At 15.2% G+C, this 19149-nt stretch carries 11 protein-coding genes and 1 tRNA gene; 7 read left to right on the forward strand and 5 right to left on the reverse strand.

Annotation, left to right across the window (positions count from 1 at the left end):
- Positions 1-79: 79 nt before the first annotated feature.
- Positions 80-289 (reverse strand): transcription antiterminator/RNA stability regulator CspE, encoded by a 210-nt coding sequence (gene cspE / locus AB4W47_RS00210; protein ID WP_367670639.1) that lies wholly within the window; start codon positions 287-289, stop codon positions 80-82.
- 1044 nt (positions 290-1333) lie between these two features.
- Between cspE and AB4W47_RS00215 the strand changes: the two genes are divergently transcribed.
- Both AB4W47_RS00215 and rpmE read left to right on the forward strand, forming a co-directional pair.
- A tRNA-Ser gene (locus tag AB4W47_RS00215) sits at positions 1334-1421 on the forward strand.
- A 140-nt stretch (positions 1422-1561) separates the two neighbouring features.
- Positions 1562-1762 (forward strand): 50S ribosomal protein L31, encoded by a 201-nt coding sequence (gene rpmE / locus AB4W47_RS00220; protein WP_367670640.1) that lies wholly within the window; start codon positions 1562-1564, stop codon positions 1760-1762.
- A gap of 88 nt (positions 1763-1850) precedes the next feature.
- Here rpmE and rpoH read toward each other — a convergent pair whose 3' ends face one another.
- The 3 genes from rpoH to rluD all read right to left on the reverse strand — a co-directional run bounded on the left by rpoH (position 1851) and on the right by rluD (position 6038).
- A complete protein-coding gene (rpoH, locus tag AB4W47_RS00225) occupies positions 1851-2711 on the reverse strand; it encodes an RNA polymerase sigma factor RpoH (protein WP_367670641.1) in 861 nt (286 codons plus the stop codon).
- Between the two features lie 223 nt (positions 2712-2934).
- Positions 2935-4479 carry a TerC family protein gene (locus AB4W47_RS00230; protein ID WP_367670642.1) on the reverse strand — a complete coding sequence of 515 codons (1545 nt, stop codon included), beginning with the start codon at positions 4477-4479 and terminating at the stop codon, positions 2935-2937.
- A gap of 608 nt (positions 4480-5087) precedes the next feature.
- Positions 5088-6038, reverse strand: a complete 951-nt coding sequence (rluD, locus tag AB4W47_RS00235) for a 23S rRNA pseudouridine(1911/1915/1917) synthase RluD (protein ID WP_367670643.1) — start codon at positions 6036-6038, stop codon at positions 5088-5090.
- A 108-nt stretch (positions 6039-6146) separates the two neighbouring features.
- Here rluD and bamD point away from each other — a divergent pair, with 108 nt between their 5' ends.
- From bamD to recD, 5 genes are all read left to right on the forward strand, one after another.
- The gene (gene bamD, locus AB4W47_RS00240) at positions 6147-6875 is read left to right on the forward strand and encodes an outer membrane protein assembly factor BamD (RefSeq protein ID WP_367670644.1); all 729 of its coding nucleotides are present in this window, start codon (positions 6147-6149) and stop codon (positions 6873-6875) included.
- A 784-nt stretch (positions 6876-7659) separates the two neighbouring features.
- Positions 7660-8205, forward strand: coding sequence for a metal-dependent hydrolase (locus AB4W47_RS00245; protein ID WP_367670645.1), 546 nt, complete (start codon positions 7660-7662; stop codon positions 8203-8205).
- A gap of 98 nt (positions 8206-8303) precedes the next feature.
- Positions 8304-11666 (forward strand): exodeoxyribonuclease V subunit gamma, encoded by a 3363-nt coding sequence (gene recC / locus AB4W47_RS00250; protein ID WP_367670646.1) that lies wholly within the window; start codon positions 8304-8306, stop codon positions 11664-11666.
- Positions 11667-11712: 46 nt separating this feature from the next.
- On the forward strand, positions 11713-15225 hold the full coding sequence (gene recB / locus AB4W47_RS00255) for an exodeoxyribonuclease V subunit beta (protein WP_367670647.1): 3513 nt from the start codon (positions 11713-11715) through the stop codon (positions 15223-15225).
- 75 nt (positions 15226-15300) lie between these two features.
- On the forward strand, positions 15301-17184 hold the full coding sequence (recD, locus tag AB4W47_RS00260; protein WP_367670648.1) for an exodeoxyribonuclease V subunit alpha: 1884 nt from the start codon (positions 15301-15303) through the stop codon (positions 17182-17184).
- Between the two features lie 11 nt (positions 17185-17195).
- Here the strand turns inward: recD and AB4W47_RS00265 are convergent, their stop codons facing one another.
- Positions 17196-18842: a Na+/H+ antiporter gene (locus AB4W47_RS00265; protein WP_367670649.1), complete on the reverse strand. Its 1647-nt coding sequence runs from the start codon at positions 18840-18842 to the stop codon at positions 17196-17198.
- Positions 18843-19149 lie beyond the last annotated feature (307 nt).

Genomic DNA, 19149 nt, shown 5'->3' on the forward strand with positions numbered 1-19149 from the left:
TAAAAAACCCCATAAATTTATTTATGGGGAATTTTATTTAAACTTTAATTTTAAAAATAATTATTTATTTAAAATAAAATTATAAAGCAGTAACATTAACTGCTGATGGACCTTTTTGTCCATCTTGGATTTCAAACTCTACATTTTGACCTTCTGTTAAAGTTTTAAATCCATTACCTTGAATAGCTGAAAAGTGTACAAAAACATCTTTACTACCATCTGCAGGAGTTATAAAACCAAAACCTTTAGATTCATTAAACCATTTAACTTGACCTTTAATTTTTGCCATCTTATATATTTCCCTGAACTATTTATATCACTTATATTTTCATAAAAAAATAAAAATTTTTTTTAAAATTTTATAAAAAAATTAAGAATCTTAAAAAGATTTTTAGAGTTTACTTTGTTAATAAAATGTAACTTATATAGATTTTTATTTAATTAATTAAATTAATAAATTTAATACAATAAATTTTTATATAAAATTAAATTAATATAATTATATATAATTTATTTTAATAAAATAATTTTTTTTAATTTATTAAAAAAATATAATAAAAAATTTATTATTTAATATAAAATATTGTATTAAAAATTATACTCCATAAATATAAGGAATTATTTAAATAATTACATATATTTTTTAAGTTTTCAAGTATAAATATAATTTTTTTTAATTTTTTATTTTTTTTAAAAAATATATATTTATTATTTAATTTAAATTTAAGTAATTTATTAATTTTTTTATATTAAAAATTTTTTTAATTTATTAAAAATATTAAATATTTAAAATATAATAAAAATTATTAAATAAAATATTTAATAAAATATTTTTTAATATTTAATTTATAATTAATTTTTAAAAAAGATTAATATTTATAAATATTAAAAAAAATATTTTTTAAAATATTTTAAATTAATATAATTTATTTATTTTTACAAATAAAATCATTAAAAAATTTATTTAAATAAATATATTTAAATAATATATAAAATATATATAAAATTAAAAATAAATTATTAAAAATTAAAATTATTTATTAAAATATAAAAAAAATAAATAAAAAATTTTAAAATTATATATAATATTTTAACAAAAAATTAATTAATATAAATAATTAATTTTTAATTAAAAATATTTTTATTTTTATTTAAAAAATAATATTTACTTGAATTATATAAAAAAATATATAATATATTTATATATAAAATTATTTAATAATAATTAATTTAAATTAAAATTATTTATAATAAAATATTAAAATATTTTATATATTTATATATTTTTATAAAAATTATATTTATTATTTAAATATTATCATAAAAAATAATTGGTGAGATGTCTGAGAGGCTTAAAGAGCACGCCTGGAAAGTGTGTATATGATAAAATTGTATCGAGGGTTCGAATCCCTCTCTCACCGTAAAATTTTAAAAAATAATTTTAATTTAAAAAAAAACTAAATATAAATATTAATTAAATTAATTTTTATATTGAAAATAATAGTTTTATTTTAATAAAAATTTATATATATTATAAATTAATAAAAATTTTAGGAATAATATGAAAAGAAATATTCATCCATCTTATCAAAAAATTATTGTTACTTGTTCTTGTGGAAATATAATAAATTTATATTCTACTTTAAAAAAAAATATTAATATAGATATATGTAGTAATTGTCATCCTTTTTATACTGGTATGCAAAAAATAATAAATACTAAAGGTAGAGTTTATCGTTTTAATAAAAAATTTAATATATAAAATTATTTATAAAATAAATAATTTTTATTTAATTTATTTTAAATAAAATTTAAATTTATTTTTTTTTAAAAATTTTTTTATTAAAATTTTAAGATTCAATGTTTATTTTCATTTTTTTCATAGCATTTTTTTCCAATTGTCTTATACGTTCAGCTGATACTCCAAATTTTTTAGCAAGTTCTTTTAAAGTACTTTTATTTTTATTATTTAACCAACGTGAATTAATAATTTCTTTACTTCTTTTATCTAAAATTTTTAATGCACTATTCAATTTATTAATAGCATAATTTTCCCAATTATTTTTTTCAATATCATTGGCAAAATTAGAATATTTATCTTGTAAATGTAGTGCATTAGACATTGTTAATTGACCTTCATATTTTTCTTCATCTAAAATTGGATCAAATGTCATATCTTGAGCAGACATTCTAGATTCCATTTCTATTACATCTTTTACTTTTACATCAAGTTCTTTAGCTACCATTTTTAATTCATATTTATTAAACCATCCTAAACGATTTTTATTTTTTCTTAAATTAAAAAATAATTTTCTTTGTGCTTTTGTAGTTGCTACTTTTACAATTCTCCAATTTCTTAAAACATATTCATGAATTTCTGCTTTAATCCAATGAACAGCAAAAGAAACTAATCTAACACCTATATCTGGATTAAATCTACTTACTGCTTTCATTAATCCAATGTTACCTTCTTGTATTAAATCAGATTGCAAAAGACCATATCCAGAATAATTACGTGTTATATGAATAACAAATCTTAAATGAGAAAGAATAAGTAATTTAGCAGATTTTAAATCACCATTATAATATAATTTTTTTGCTAATAATTTTTCCTCTTTAGAACTAAGCATAGGATGATTATTTGCTGTTCTAATGTAAGATTTAATTCTAGAGTTAGATAAAATTTCTAATATTTGCATATTTTTATGCATGAATATCTCTCAATTTATTTGTTAAATTATATTTTATAAATATAAAAAATTTATTTTTTAATAAATTATATTTTATAAAAAAATAAATATATTTATATATAAATTAATTTTTATAAAAATTTTTATTTTAAATAAAAAAATATAATTAATAATATTAGATAATTTTTTTTTTAAAAATTTTTTTATTTATATATAAAATATATTAATTTTAATTTTTTATATTTTATAATTTATAATTATTTATTTTTGAAATATAAATTAGATCAATACGACATTCTATTATTTTTTTAATAGTAAATCTCCATTCATTTATATCTATAAAATCATTAACCTTAGGAATCTTATTAGAATAAGATAATAATAATCCTCTTAAAGAAACAACATTATTTCTTTTTTTAATTAATTTAGATATATTTAAATTTTGTTGTAAAGTATATAAATCTGTGCTTCCTTTTACTAAAAAATAATTTTTATGTTTTTCAATTTCTGGAGTTTCATCTTCATCAAAAAATCCTCCTACAATAGCTTCAAGTATATCTAACGGAGTAATTAATCCTTGAATTATTCCAAATTCATCAGATATCATTATTAAATTTCTTTTAGAATAACGTAATTTTTTAAGAACTTTAAAAATATCTTGAGTTTCAGGTACAACGATAGTAGGATTATTAATAGCAAAATTTTTAATTTCTTTATTACTATTTATTTTATTTATTAAATCTTTAGAATGTATTGTTCCTATTAATTTATCAAGTTCTCCATCACATACAGGAAATATATTATGAGGATTTTTCATTAAAATAAATTTTATTTTATTAATTGATTTTTGACAATTTAACCAAGAAATAGAATTTCTAGGTGTCATAATACTTTTTAAATTTCTTGAAGCTAATGATAATACTCCAGTAATCATGTATCTTTCTTTTTTTACAAAATATTCTTTTGTTTTAAAAATTAAAGATTTTTTTATAAAATTATTATTTTTTTTATTTTTACCACTTATTAATCTTATAATAGCTTTAGAAGTATGTTTTTTAATTAATTTATTAGATTTATTTTTAATAGAATTTTTTCTAGCAATATAATTAAATATTTCTATTAAAATAGAAAAACCTATAGCAAAATATAAATATTCTTTTGGTATAAAAAATCCAAATCCTTCTAATATTAGATTTAAACCAATAATTAATAAAAAACTTAAACATAATATTATTATAGTTTGATGAGAATTAATAAATTTTATTAAAATTTTAGAAGCTAATAACATAAAAAACATTGATATTATAACAGCAATAATCATAACAGGAAGTTTATTAACCATACCTATAGCGGTTATTATTGAATCTAAAGAAAAAATAGTATCTAATATAACAATTTGAAAAACTACTGACCAAAAATTAGAATAATTACTTAAAATAGATGAATTATGTTTTTTATATTTTAATCTTTTATGTAATTCTATTATAGATTTAAATACAAGAAAAATACCTCCAAATAATAATATTATATCTCTTCCTGAAAATAAAAAAGAAAAAATATTTAAAATAGGAGATGTTAAATTAACCATCCATGACATTATTAAAAATAATGTTAATCTCATTATTAATGCTAATATAAGTCCAATTAATCTTGCATGATTACGTTTTTTAGGAACTAATGTATCAGATAAAATAGTTATAAATATAATATTATCTATACCTAAAACTATTTCTAATATAATTAATGTAATTAATTCAACAAAAATTGAAGGATTTAAAAAAAATTTCATTAAATTTTCCATTATATCATTAAGTTTAATAAAAATTAAACTTTTAATAAATAAATTATATTTTTAATATATTTAATTATAAAATAAAAATCTTTAATTATTTTATAATAAATATTATAAATAAATGATTTTTTTTAAATTTTTTATAAAATATAATATTTTTTATAAAAATTTTATAATTTTATTTTTAAAAGATCAAAAAAAGGAATTTTAATTAAAAATTTTATTTTTATATAAATTATACAAAAATTTAATAAATAAATTATTAAATAATAAGTATTAAAAAAATATTTTAATAAAAAATATATTAATATATAAATATTAATTTTTTAAAAAAATAATAAATTATATTTTATAAAAATTATTTATATAAAATATAAAAAAATATAAATATAATTTTTAATTTAAATAATTTTGTTTTAAAAATAATTATAATTAATTAATAAATTAATTAATTTAATTTAAATTATTTAAATAAAATTTTATTTAAAAAAAATATATATTTTAAAATTTTTAATAAATAAATTAATTATTATTATAATATTTAATTTAATTAAAATTAATTTTTATTAATAAATATTAAAATTTATTTTTTAAAAAAAATATATTTATTTATAATTTTTTAAAGATTTTATTAAATTTAACATATCTTTTGGTAAATCAATTGTATAATTAATTTTTTTTTTAGAAATTGGATGTATTAATTTAATTTTTTTAGCATGTAAAGATTGACGATGAAACATAAGCATTATTTTTTTTAATTTTGGTTTAATATTTTTATATTTTGTAATTCCTTTAATATATGTTTTATCTCCTATAATAGGATGTTTAATATATGACATATGTACACGAATTTGATGTGTTCTTCCAGTTTCTAAATTTATTTTTAAATGTGTACAAAAATTAAAATTATTTATTATTTTATAGTGTGTAATAGATTTTTTACCTTTAGGATGTACCATCATAATTGTACGTTTTTTTTTATTTCTCATAATTGGTTTATCTATTTTTCCATTAGTTAAAATGGTCCCATAAACTAAAGCTTCATATTCTCTAGTTATTTTATGAGATTTTAATAATGATACTAAAAAATTATATGAATTTATTGATTTTGCAATTATCATAAGACCAGTAGTATTTTTATCTAATCTATGTACAATTCCTGCTCTAGGTATTTTTTTAAGAAAAGGATAATGATATAATAAAGAATTTAATATAGTTCCTGAAAGATTTCCAGCTCCAGGATGAACAACTATATTATTTTTTTTATTAATAATAATTAATTCAGAATCTTCATAAACAATATTTAAATTAATATTTTCAGCAATAGGATCTTTTTTTTTTGGAAAGTTTTTTATTTCTATTTTATCTCCTTTTATAACTTTTTTTTTTGGAATTAATTCTATTTTTTTATTAATTTTTACATAACCATTAATAATTAACTTTTTAATATAAGATCTTGAATAATTAGAAATTAATTTAGATAAAAATTTATCTAAACGATTTTTTTTATTTAAAACATTAGTAATTTTTAATTTATTTTTATTTTTTAAAATCATATAATTTTATTTAGTTATATTATAAAATTTATTATTAATAAACATTTATATTGTTTTTTACAATATAAAATATATTTAATTTTACATTTAGAGAGATATATTAAAATAATGAAATATATTATAATAATTTTTTTAAGTTTTTTATTATATAATTGTTCTTTTAAAAAAAATTGTATATATCAAAATACAATTTATGATAAATATATATTTGCAATAAATAAAATAAAAAATAAAAAATATAAAGATTCAATAAAAATTTTAAAAAAATTAGAAAAAAAAAATCAATTTGGAATATATACTGAAAAAATAAGAATTTCTTTAATAAATTCTTATTATTTATCATCTAATTATTATTTAGCAAAAAAATTAATAGAAAAATTTATTAAAAATAATCCTTTTCATAAAAAATCTGATTATTTAATATATTTACATGGTTTAATTAATATATCTATAAATAATAATAAATTAAAAAAAATATTTAGAATTAATCAATTTGAACATAATAATAAATATATTAAAGAAGCATTATGTGATTTTAATAAAATAATTAATAATTATCCAAAAAGTAAATATATTTTAAGTTCTATAAAAAGATCAATTATATTGAAACACAAACTTGCACAACATGAATTAAAAATAATAAAATATTATATTAATTGTAATGCATATAAAGCAGTAATTTATCGTACAAAAAATATGATAAATAATTTTCCATATACAAAAGAAACTTATAAGGCTCTTTTTTATATGAAAAAATCTTATAAAAAATTAAAAAATTTTAATAAAGAAAAAAATATAAAAAATATGATTAAAAAATATTATAAATATTTTTATTAATTAAATTTTTATTTATTAAAATTTTATTAAAATATTTTAAATTTAAAAATATATTTATATAAAAATTATTTTTTAATAAATATTTAAAAAATAAATAATTTTATTTAAATTAATTAATTCATAAAATAAATTAATAATTAATAATAAAATATTTATTAAAAATAAATTATATAATATAAATTTATATATTAAATATATTAAAATATATAAATAAAATAATAATTAAAATATTAATTTTAATGAATTTATTTAAAATAAATTATTATATAATTTAAACTATAAATTATATTAACATATAAGTATTTTTTAAATAATAAAAATATTTAATTTAATTAAATTATAGAAATAAATATTTTATTTTTTTTAAAATTTTATATATATAATTTTTAAAATTTATTAAAATATATATTTTAATTTAAAAAATATTTTTTATTAAAAATTTTTCTTTAAAAATTATATAAATATATTAATAAAAAATGTTTAATAATATAAAGATATATAATATAACTATATTTTATATATAAATATAATTTATATATAAAATTTTTTTTAAAGTTTAAAAATATTTTTTAAATTAAAATATAAATGTTAAAATTAATATAAATAAATAATTTAATATACATAAAATATATAAAATAATTTATTTTATAAAAAATATTTAATTATAAATATTATTATTTTTTTAAATAAAAAAATTATTTTATATATTAAAAAAATAAAAAAATATATTAATTTATAATATAAATATTTAATTTTAAAAAATTAATAAAATATATGGTTTTTTATGACTTCAAATGGACATTTAATATTTTCTTTAGCAAGTTTTATTTTTATAAAAAAATTAAATTTATTAAAAATTATAAATGAAAATAATTGGTTAAATATAATTACAGGAAGTATAATAAGTTGTTTACTTCCAGATATTGATCATCCTAAATCTTTTTTAGGAAGAAAATTAAAATGGATTTCTTTACCTATATTTAAAATATTCGGTCATAGAGGATTTACTCATAGTATATTATCAATAATATTTTTATATAAAATATTAATATCTAAATTAATTATAAATTTATTTATTACTACAGATATATCATATATAATAATATTAGGATATATTAATCATATTATTGCAGATTTTTTAACACCATTAGGTGTTCCTTTATTTTGGCCATGTACTTGGCGTTTTAAAATTCCTATATTAAATAATAATAAAAATCCTTATTGGGAAAAATTTTTTTGTATGTTATTGTTAATAACATCTATAATATTTCCTTTAAAAATACATTTTATTAATTTTTATTTAAAAAATATTTGGATAAAATTTTTTTAAAGTTTAAAATATTTTTATTAAATTTTTTATAAAAAATTTTATTTAATTTTTTTAAATAATTATTATATATAATAAAATTTTCATATAAAACTAATAATATGTTTATTGTTTATCATTCTAATAGATTAGATTTATTAAAATCATTAGTTTCTAATATTATAAAAAAACAACCATTAAAAGATATTTTTGAATCTGAAATTATTCTAACACAAAGTAAAGGAATGTCTCAATGGATGCAAATAGAATTATGTAAAGATTTAGGAATTTCTTCTAATATTAAATTTGTTCTTCCTGCAAATTTTATTTGGAATATTTTTATGAAAATTCTTCCTGATATCTTAGTAGAAGATTCTTTTACAAAAATATCTATGACATGGAGATTTATGTCAATATTACCTTCTTTATATAAGAAAAAAAATTTTATAAAAATAAAATCATATTTAAAAAATTTTGATATTCAAAAAATGTTTTATTTTGCTTCTGGAATTGCTGATTTATTTGATCAATATCTTGTATTTAGACCAGAATGGATTAATTCTTGGCAAAATAAAAAAAATTATGAAGGTTTAGGAGAAGATCAATATTGGCAATCTTCTTTATGGAGATACTTTATAAAAAATTTAAAAAAATTTAAGTCTTCTTTATGGAATAGATCAAATATATATAATAAATGTATTAAAATTTTATCAAAATCATTTATTTTACCAAAAAATTTTCCTAAACGTATTTTTATTTTTGGAATATCTTCTCTTCCACTTACTTATTTAAAAGTATTATATTTTTTAAGTCGTCATATAGATATTCATTTTTTATTTAAAAATCCATGTAAACATTATTGGGAAAATATTCAGGATAATAAAACTATTTTAAATCAATTATTTAATAATAAAAATAATATGATAAAAAAATATAAAAAATATTATAAAAAAAAATCTATAAAATTTATAAATCAAAAAAAATTAGAAAATCCTTTATTATCTTCATGGGGTAAATTAGGAAAAGATACTATTAGTATTTTATCTAATATTCAAGATATACAAGAAATAAAATTATTTATTAAAAATAAAAATAAATCTTTATTAAATGAAATACAAAAAGATATCTTTAACTTAGAAGATAATTCATTTTTTAATATGAATGTTAATTTAAAAAAACAAAATAAAAGAAAAATATATATAAAAGATAATTCAATTAGTATAAATGTTTGTCATAGCATTCAAAGAGAAGTAGAAATATTACAAGATGAATTATTAACAATTTTTCAAAAAGACTCTAGTTTAGAACCTAAAGATATTGTTGTAATGGTAGCAAATATTAAAGAATATTCTCCATCAATTAAATCAGTATTTGGAGATAAATTATTAAATAGAAATATTCCTTTTTCTATATCTGAATTTAAATCATATTATATGAATAATATAATAAAAGAATTTTTTAATATAATAAAATTATTTCATAGTCGATTTACATCTCAAGATGTATTAAATTTATTAAAAGAAAAATCAATTAAAAAAAAATTTTGTATTAATTCAAAAGAAATAAAAATAATATATAAATGGATAAAACAATCAGGAATTAGATGGGGATTAGATAAAAAAACTATTAATTTTTTTAATTTTCCTATTAAAAATCAATATACATGGAAATATGGATTAAAAAGAATGTTACTTGGATATGCAATGGATGATGATGATGGAACATGGAATAAAATTACTCCATATGATGAAATAAATGGAAAAATTTCTTATATTATTAATAAAATATATGAAATAATTAATTTATTATGTTATTGGAGAGATAAAACTTTAAAAAATAAACCATTAAATTTATGGAAAACATATATAGAAGACATAATAAATGATTTTTTTATATTAGACGAAAAATCTGAACATATATTTTTATCTTTAAAAAAATATTGGAATAAAATAATAGAATCTGGATTAAATGCAAGATATAAAAAAAATATACCAATTTCTATTTTAGAAAATGAATTATTTAATTATTTTAATAATAAAAAAATAAATCAAAGTTTTATTATGGGAAAAATTAATTTTTGTACATTAATGCCTCTTAGATCTATTCCATTTAAAATGATATGTATTTTAGGAATGAATGAAAAAGATTATCCTAGATCTTTAATTCCATTAGAATTTGATTTAATTTCTAAAAATCCAAGAATAGGTGATCGTAATAGAAGAAATGATGATTGTTATTTGTTTCTTGAAGCAATATTATCAGCTAAAAAATATCTTTATATTAGTTTTATTGGAAACTCTATTAAAGATAATACATTATGTAATCCATCTTTTCTTATTACAGAATTAAATCAATATATTAATCAAAGTTTTTATATAGAAGGAGATAATCAAAATGATATTAATATAACTAAATCTCTTATTAAATCTCATATATGGAAATTTCATAATCGTTTTATTTTTTCTTCAAAAAATTTTTTATTAAATGATAATTATCAAACTTTTTGTTCAGAATGGTTAAAATTATTAAATAATAGAAATAATTATAATATAAATTTTGTTAAAAATTTAAAAATAATTAATACAAAATTTATTTTTATTAATGATATAAAAAATTTTTATATAAATTCAGTACGTTTTTGGTTTAAAAAAAGATTAGGAATTAATTTTAATCAAAAAAATAAAATATTAAAAATAGAAGAACCATTTATTATTAATAAATTTATGCATAATAAAATTAGAAATGAAATACTTAATGTTTTTTTATATAAAAAAAATATTAATAATTTATATAATGTTCTTAATTCATCTGGAAAATTACCATATGGTATATATGGAAATATTTATTGGAATAATCAATTAAAAGAAATTACTTTTTTATCAAAAAAAATAAAAAAATTTTTAAAAAAAAAATTTACATTAGAAATTAAATTAAAAATAAATAAAATTAAATTAAAAGGTTTTTTATTTAATGTTCAAAAAAATGGAATAATTAAATGGAAAACTAATATTTTATCTATAAAAGATGGATTTTTATTATGGTTAGAACATTTAATATATTGTTCTATGGGAAATATTGGAGAAAGTCATATTTTTGGAATAAAAAATCATTGGTATTGTCCAAATATTTCAGTAGAAGATTCAAAAAAATATTTAAATTATTTAATAAAAGGTTATTTTAATGGATTAAAAAAACCTATTATTTTAGTAAATTCTTCTTCTATAAAAATTATTAATTATTTTTCAAAATTAAAAAAAGAAAATATAAATGAAAATAAAATTATAAATGATGAAATAAATTATATATTATATAATGAAATGCAATATTATTTTTCTGAAGATAAAATAAAAAAAAATTTTTATTTAAAATATATAACAAATTATATAAAAAAAAATAATAAAAATGTTATTTTAGATCCTATTAGGAATTATTTATTTTTTCCATTTATTAATAATTTAATAAAAATTAACAATAATTTTTATTAAATTATTAATAAATATAAATTTTATTAAAAAATTTAATTAATTAAATATGAAAAATTCTACTTTATTAGACATAATAAATTTTCCAATTACAGGAAATTCTTTAATAGAAGCTTCTGCTGGTACTGGAAAAACTTATATTATAGCAGCTCTTTATTTAAGATTATTACTAGGAATTAATATAAAAAAAAAAGAATATGTAAAACCATTAAGTGTAAAAGAAATTTTAGTTGTAACATTTACTGATATGGCTACAAAAGAATTACGTAATAGAATTCGTGAAAATATATATAATATGCGTATAGCATGTATAAATAAAAAAAGTAATGATCCATTATTATCATCTTTTTTATCTCATATAAAAGATTTAAATATTGCAAAAATTATTTTATTATCTGCAGAAAGACAAATAGATGAATCTTCTATTTTTACTATACATAGTTTTTGTCAAAGAATATTAAATCAAGATATAATTTATTCTGGAATTTTATATAAAAAAAAGATTTTAGAAAATGAATATATTTTACAAAAACAAGCAAGTGAAGATTTTTGGCGTCGTTATTTTTCTAATTTAACAACAGAAATATCTTCTATTATTTATAGTAGATGGAATAGTCCAGAAAAACTTTTACAAGATATATTTTTATATATATCAGATTTTTCATTAAAAATAAAAAAATCTTTTTTTAAAAAACAATCAATTACTACATTTTATAATAAAATTGTATTTAAAATTAAAAAATTTAAAAAAAAATGGAATAAATTAAATGAAAATATCCAAAATTCTTTAAAAGATTGTGAATTAAATAAAAGAATTTATACTAAAAAAAATGTTTTATTTTGGATAAAAAAAATTAGCTTATGGTCTATGGATAAAAATAATAATTATTATATTCCAAAAGAACTAAAAAGATTTAATTTTAATAAATTAAAAATAAAAAATAAATCAAATAATATTTTTTTTAAAAAACTTATAAAAGAAATAGAAAATTTATTTAAAAAAAATATGTCTTTATATAATTTTATTATTATAAAAGCAATATATAAAATACGTAAAATTATTTTATGTGAAAAAAAAAATAATTCAATTATTGGATTTGATGATTTACTTGATATTTTTAATAAATTATTAAATATTAATTTAATAAATTCTATAATAAATCGTTATCCTATTGCTATTATTGATGAATTTCAAGATACGGACCCCAAACAATATAAAATTTTTAAGAAAATATATTTTAATAAAAAAAATTGTTTACTTTTACTTATAGGAGATCCTAAACAAGCAATATATACATTTAGAGGAGCAGATATATTTAATTATTTAAAAATTCGTAATACATTTAAAAAAATTTATACTTTAGAAAAAAATTGGAGATCTTCATCTACAATGATAAGTTCTATAAATTATTTATTTAATTTTATTAAAAATCCTTTTATTTTTGAAGATATTAAATTTATTCCAAGTAAATTTTCTAAAAAAAATATAAATATGAATTTTTATATAAAAAATGTTGCTCAACCATCAATATATTTTTGGTTAAAAAATGAATTTAAAATATCTAATACAAATTATAAAAAATTTATGTCTTCTCATTGTGCATATACTATAAATTTATGGTTAAATAAATCTTATAATAATCAAGCATTTTTTAAAAAAAATAATAAAATTGTTTTATTAAAATCATCTGATATTACTGTATTAGTTAGAAATAAATATGAAGCTAATTTAATTTATAATGAATTATTAGAGTTAAATATACCATCTATTTATTTATCTGATAATACAAGTGTTTTTAGTACTGATGAAGCAAAAGAATTACTTTTAATTCTTAAAGCATCTATATCACCTGAAAAAAATAATAATATTAAATGTGCATGTGCAACAAGTATTATTGGATTAAATTCAGCTCAAATAGAAAACATTAATAATAATGAATATGAATTAGAAAAGATAAAAGAAAATTTTTCCAAATATTATAATATTTGGAAAAATTATGGAATTTTATCTATGATAAAGAATATAATAACAAAATATAATATGTTAAATATTTATATTAAAAATAATAAACAAAAAATAACTAATTTTTTACATTTATCTGAATTATTACAAAAAAAATCATTTTTATTAGAAAATAAATCTTTATTAATTGATTGGTTTTATGAAAAAATAAAAATTTCTGATAATCCAGAAGATCATGAAAAAATAAGATTAAGTAATGATAAAAATTTAATAAAAATTATGACTATACATAAATCTAAAGGATTAGAATTTCCAATAGTATTTATACCATTTGCTTTTGATTTTAGAAAAAAAAATAATCTTATTTTTTATAATCGTAAAAAATATAAAAAACAATTAAATTTAAATTATTTTTCAAAAAATTTAATTTCTTCAGAAGAAGAAAGATTATCTGAAGATATGCGTTTATTATATGTAGCTATTACAAGATCAATTTATCATTGCAGTATTGGAATTGCTACTATTAAAAATAAAAAAAAAATAATTAATAATGATATTTTTAATGTAAGTGCATTAGGATATATTTTAAAAAAAAATAAAAAAAATGTTTATGATTATCTTTATAATCAATTATTAATTTTACAAAAAAAAACAAAAAATAATATAATTGTAAAAAAAGTTAATAATATTAAAAAAAATATTTTAAAAATAGAAAAAAAAAATAATCATAAATTATTTTATTCTAAACAATGGATAAAACCAAATTGGAAAAAATATAAAATAATTAGTTATTCAACATTACAAAAAAATAATATTTCATTAAAAAATGATATTAAAAATTTTAAAATAAATATTAATAATAATTTTAAAAAAATTAAAAAAAATGATAATAAAATTTCAGTACATACCTTTCCTAAAGGAAAACATGCAGGAATTTTTTTACATAATATTCTTGAAAAAATTAATTTTCAAAAAACTTTTGATAAGAAATGGTTAAATAAAAAAATTATAGAAAATAATTTTAATATAATATGGGAAAAATTACTTATTAAATGGATTAAAAATATTATTAATTTTCCTATTATTAATAATTTTTCTCTTTCTTGTCTTAAAGATAAACAATATATTTCTGAATTAAATTTTTATTTACCTATAAATAATTATATAGAAACTAAATCAATTGATTTAATTTGTAAAAAATATGATAAAATTTCTTCAAAAAGTTTACTTATTGATTCATTTAAAATAACAGGAATATTTAAAGGATTTATTGATTTAGTTTTTTTGTTAGAAAATAAATATTATATTATAGATTATAAATCTAATTGGTTAGGAAATAAAGATAAATATTATTCTATAAAAAATATAAAAAAATCAATAATTTCACATAGATATGATATACAATATAATATATATACATTAGTTTTACATAAATATTTATCTAATAAATTAAAAAACTATAATTATAAAAAAAATTTTGGAGGAATTATTTATATTTTTTTAAGAGGAATAAATACAAAATATTCTAAATATTCTGTTTATTTTCATTGTCCAAATTTTTTACTTATTCAAGAATTAAATGATTTATTTATAAAATAATTTTTTAAAAAAATATATTTTGTTTTATAAATTTTTAATAAAAATTAATATTTAATTATTTTAAAAGTAATATTTATGACTAAAAATATTTATGATTATGCTAAAGAATTAAAAGTTTTAGGAATTTGGACTCAAGTAGATATACAATTTGCTATGTTTTTAGAAAAAAATCATAATCCTATGTCTTTTTTTGCTTATTCTTCTTTAAGTGCTTCTTTTAGAGAAGGAAATATATGTTTATCTATATCATATTTAAATAATCCAAAAAAATTTTTTAATAAAAAATATCCATTTTTAGCAAAAAAAATATGGAATTTATTTAAAAATCCTAATAAAAAAAAATGGAAATTATTTTTATTAAAAGAACCAGCTATAAGTAATGGTAAATATGTAAGACCTGTTATATTAGATAATAATAAATTATATTTATATAGAATGTGGAAATATGAATGTATAATTGCTGATTTTTTTATAAATTCATATAAATATTGTTTTAAATATAATAAAAAAAATTTAATAATAATCTTAAATAAATTATTTCCTTATAAAAATTTAAAAGAAATTAATTGGCAAAAAATAGCTATATTAATTTTATTAACTCGTAAAGTAACTATTTTATCTGGAAAACCTGGTACAGGTAAAACTTTTATAATTTCAAAATTTATTCTTTCTTTAATTTTTCTTAAAAAAAAATTATTTCTTAAAATTATTGTATCTGCTCCTACTGGAAAAGCATCTGCAAATCTTCATCATACATTAAATTTATCAATTAAAAAAAATAAAAAATATTCTAATTTTTTAAAAAATATATCTATAAAATCTACTACACTTCATCGTTTACTTGGATCTACAAAAAATAATAAAAAAATGTTTTATAATAATTTTAATAAATTAAATTTAGATGTTTTAATTATTGATGAATCATCTATGATAGATTTACATATGTTCTATAATATAATTATAGCATGTCCTAAAAATGCATTAATTATTTTTATTGGAGATCAATATCAATTATCTCCAATAGAATCTGGATCTATTTTTAATGATATATGCAAGTTATCTAATATAGGATATTCTAAATTTAGAATAAATGAAATATTAAAATTTACTGGAATTAATATTTTTAAAAAAGTTAATGTTTTACAAAAAAAAGGAATATATGATAATTTTTGTATGTTAAAAACAAATTATCGTTTTAAAAAAAATTCAAATATTAATAAATTATCTAATTCTATTAATTTGGGTTTTTTAAAAAAATCATTAAAAATTCTTAAATCAAAAAAAAATAAAAATATTTTTTATTATAATTTAATAACAAAAAAAGATTATTTTTTTATGATAAAAAATTGCATAAAATATTATAAATTATATTTATTAAAAATAATTAACAATGAATCTCCAGAATCTATTTTAAAAACATTTAATAAATATAGATTATTATGTACCCTAAGAAAGGGACCATTTGGTGTAGAAGGACTTAATAAAATAATAGAATATCAATTAATAAAAAATAAAATATTAAATATTTCTAATATTAATACAAAAAAATTTTATATAGGAAAACCTATAATGATTACAAAAAATTCTGAATCTTTAGGATTATATAATGGTGATATAGGAATTTTTCTTTTTGATTATAAAAAAAATAATTTTTATGCTTTTTTTCAAAAATTTGATAATAAAATTTATAAAATATCTTTAAATAAATTACCATCTTATGAAACTGCTTTTGCTATAACAGTTCATAAAGCTCAAGGATCAGAATTTTTAAAAACTTCTTTAGTTCTTCCTAATTTAAAATTACCTATATTAACAAGAGAATTACTATATACTGCTATTACACGTACTTGTAAATGTTTTTTTTTATATGGAAATGATAATATTTTAGATTATATATTAAAAAATAATGTAAATAGAAAAAGTGGTTTAATTGAGAGAATTAATAAAAATTTTATATAAATAATTTAAATTTAATTATTATTTTCAACTAATAAAGCTTCTAAAAAATCTAAATCTCTTAATAATTTTATTAATGTTTCATTACTAATTTTTTGTTGAGCACGTAAATGATAATATTCACTTCTCTCTGCATGTAAAGCATTAAGTCTTATTCTTCTTTCAAGATTTTCTATTGATAAAGTATTTTCTAAATTATTATATCTATCAATACGACGTCTTAAATTACAAATTACTAGAGATATTATTTCATTTAAAATTTGTGTATCTATATTTTCTTTAGAATTGTTTGCTAATCTTTCTTCTGTTTTATATAAACTTTCAATAGCCGCTTCTGCTGCAATTGCTTTAGCCATTATTTCTTCTTTCTGATAAAAATATCTATCAGAAATAATAATTCCTTTAAGTAAAAGTGGTAAAAAAATTATACCAATAATTAAAGATAAAAGTATTACACCAGTAGCAATAAAAACTAATTGATATCTTGATGGAAATGGATTATGTTTTAAAAACATTGGTATAGACAAAACACCAGCAAGAGTAATAGCTCCTCTTATACCAGCAAATGATGCTATTAATATTTCTTTTGTTGTATATTCTCCAAATAACATAGATCTTTTTTTCATAAATTTTAAACTAATTTTTTTCATTAACCATAACCATGAAAATCTTAAAGTCATTAAAGCTATATAAATTATTATTACATCAGTAAATAATTTCCAAATATTAATTGTTGGATCTAATTCAGCTTTAATAATGGAAGAAGAAATAATATCAGGTAATTGTAATCCTAACATAATAAAAACCATTCCATTAAAAATAAATTCTAACATTGTCCATATACTATTTCCACGTAATCTCATTGATAAAGGAGCATTTCGTATAATATTAGACTGTCCAATAGTCATTCCTGATGATACTGCAGCTAATATTCCAGAAACACCAATATGTTCTGCTATTAAATATGCAGCAAATGGTAATAATAATAATAATATTGTTTGAGTAGCCGAATCATCACCACTCCATCTTGTAATAATTCTTAAAGATTTACTATAACCCCAAGTTACAATAATCCCAGTAAGTAATCCACCTATAGATATTTTTAAAAATTCTAAAAATATGCTACTAATATTAAATTTCATAGTACCCATAGCACCTGCAATAGCTAATTTAAGGAAAACTAAACCAGAAGCATCATTCATTAATGCTTCTCCTTGTAAGATATCTATAATTTTTTTAGGAATTCTTTCTTCATTTACAATTCCAGATAATGCTACAGCATCAGTAGGTGATAAAACAGCTGCTAAAGATAATGCAGAAACAAGTGTAATATTAGGAATCATCCAATATATTAAATAACCAATTCCCATAACTGTTATTACAACTAATATAAATGCTAATGATATAATTTCTTTACTATTTTTTAAAAATTCTTTAATAGGGGTTTTCCATCCATCAGAAAAAAGTAATGGAGGAATAAATAATACAAGAAATAATTCTGGATTAAAATTAATATGTAATCCAAAATGAGGCCATGCTAAAAGAGCACCTAAAAAAATTTGCATAAGAGGTAATGGAATCTGAAAAGGTAATATACGAGTTATCACACCAGAAAGAGATACCATTAAAGTAAGAAGTAAAATAGTAAAAAAAATTTCCATATTTAATTTTGTCTCCAATGTTAAAAATAATAGTAAATATTAAAAATATTTTTTTTAAATATGTTAAACTTAATTAAATAATTAATTTTCTTTAAAAAATATTTTAAAATAATTTAAATATTTTAATTAAAAAATAACTAAATAATTATATTATTTATATATATTTAAATTTTATTTATATTCTATATATAAAATATAAAATATTTTAATTTTTTTAAAAAATTTATAAAAATAAAAATTTTATTTATTAAAATATTTTTATATTATATTAATTTTATTAATTATTTATAATTAAATTTTGTAAATT

This window comes from Sodalis-like secondary symbiont of Drepanosiphum platanoidis (assembly GCF_964059955.1).
In the GTDB taxonomy this organism is placed as follows: domain Bacteria; phylum Pseudomonadota; class Gammaproteobacteria; order Enterobacterales; family Enterobacteriaceae.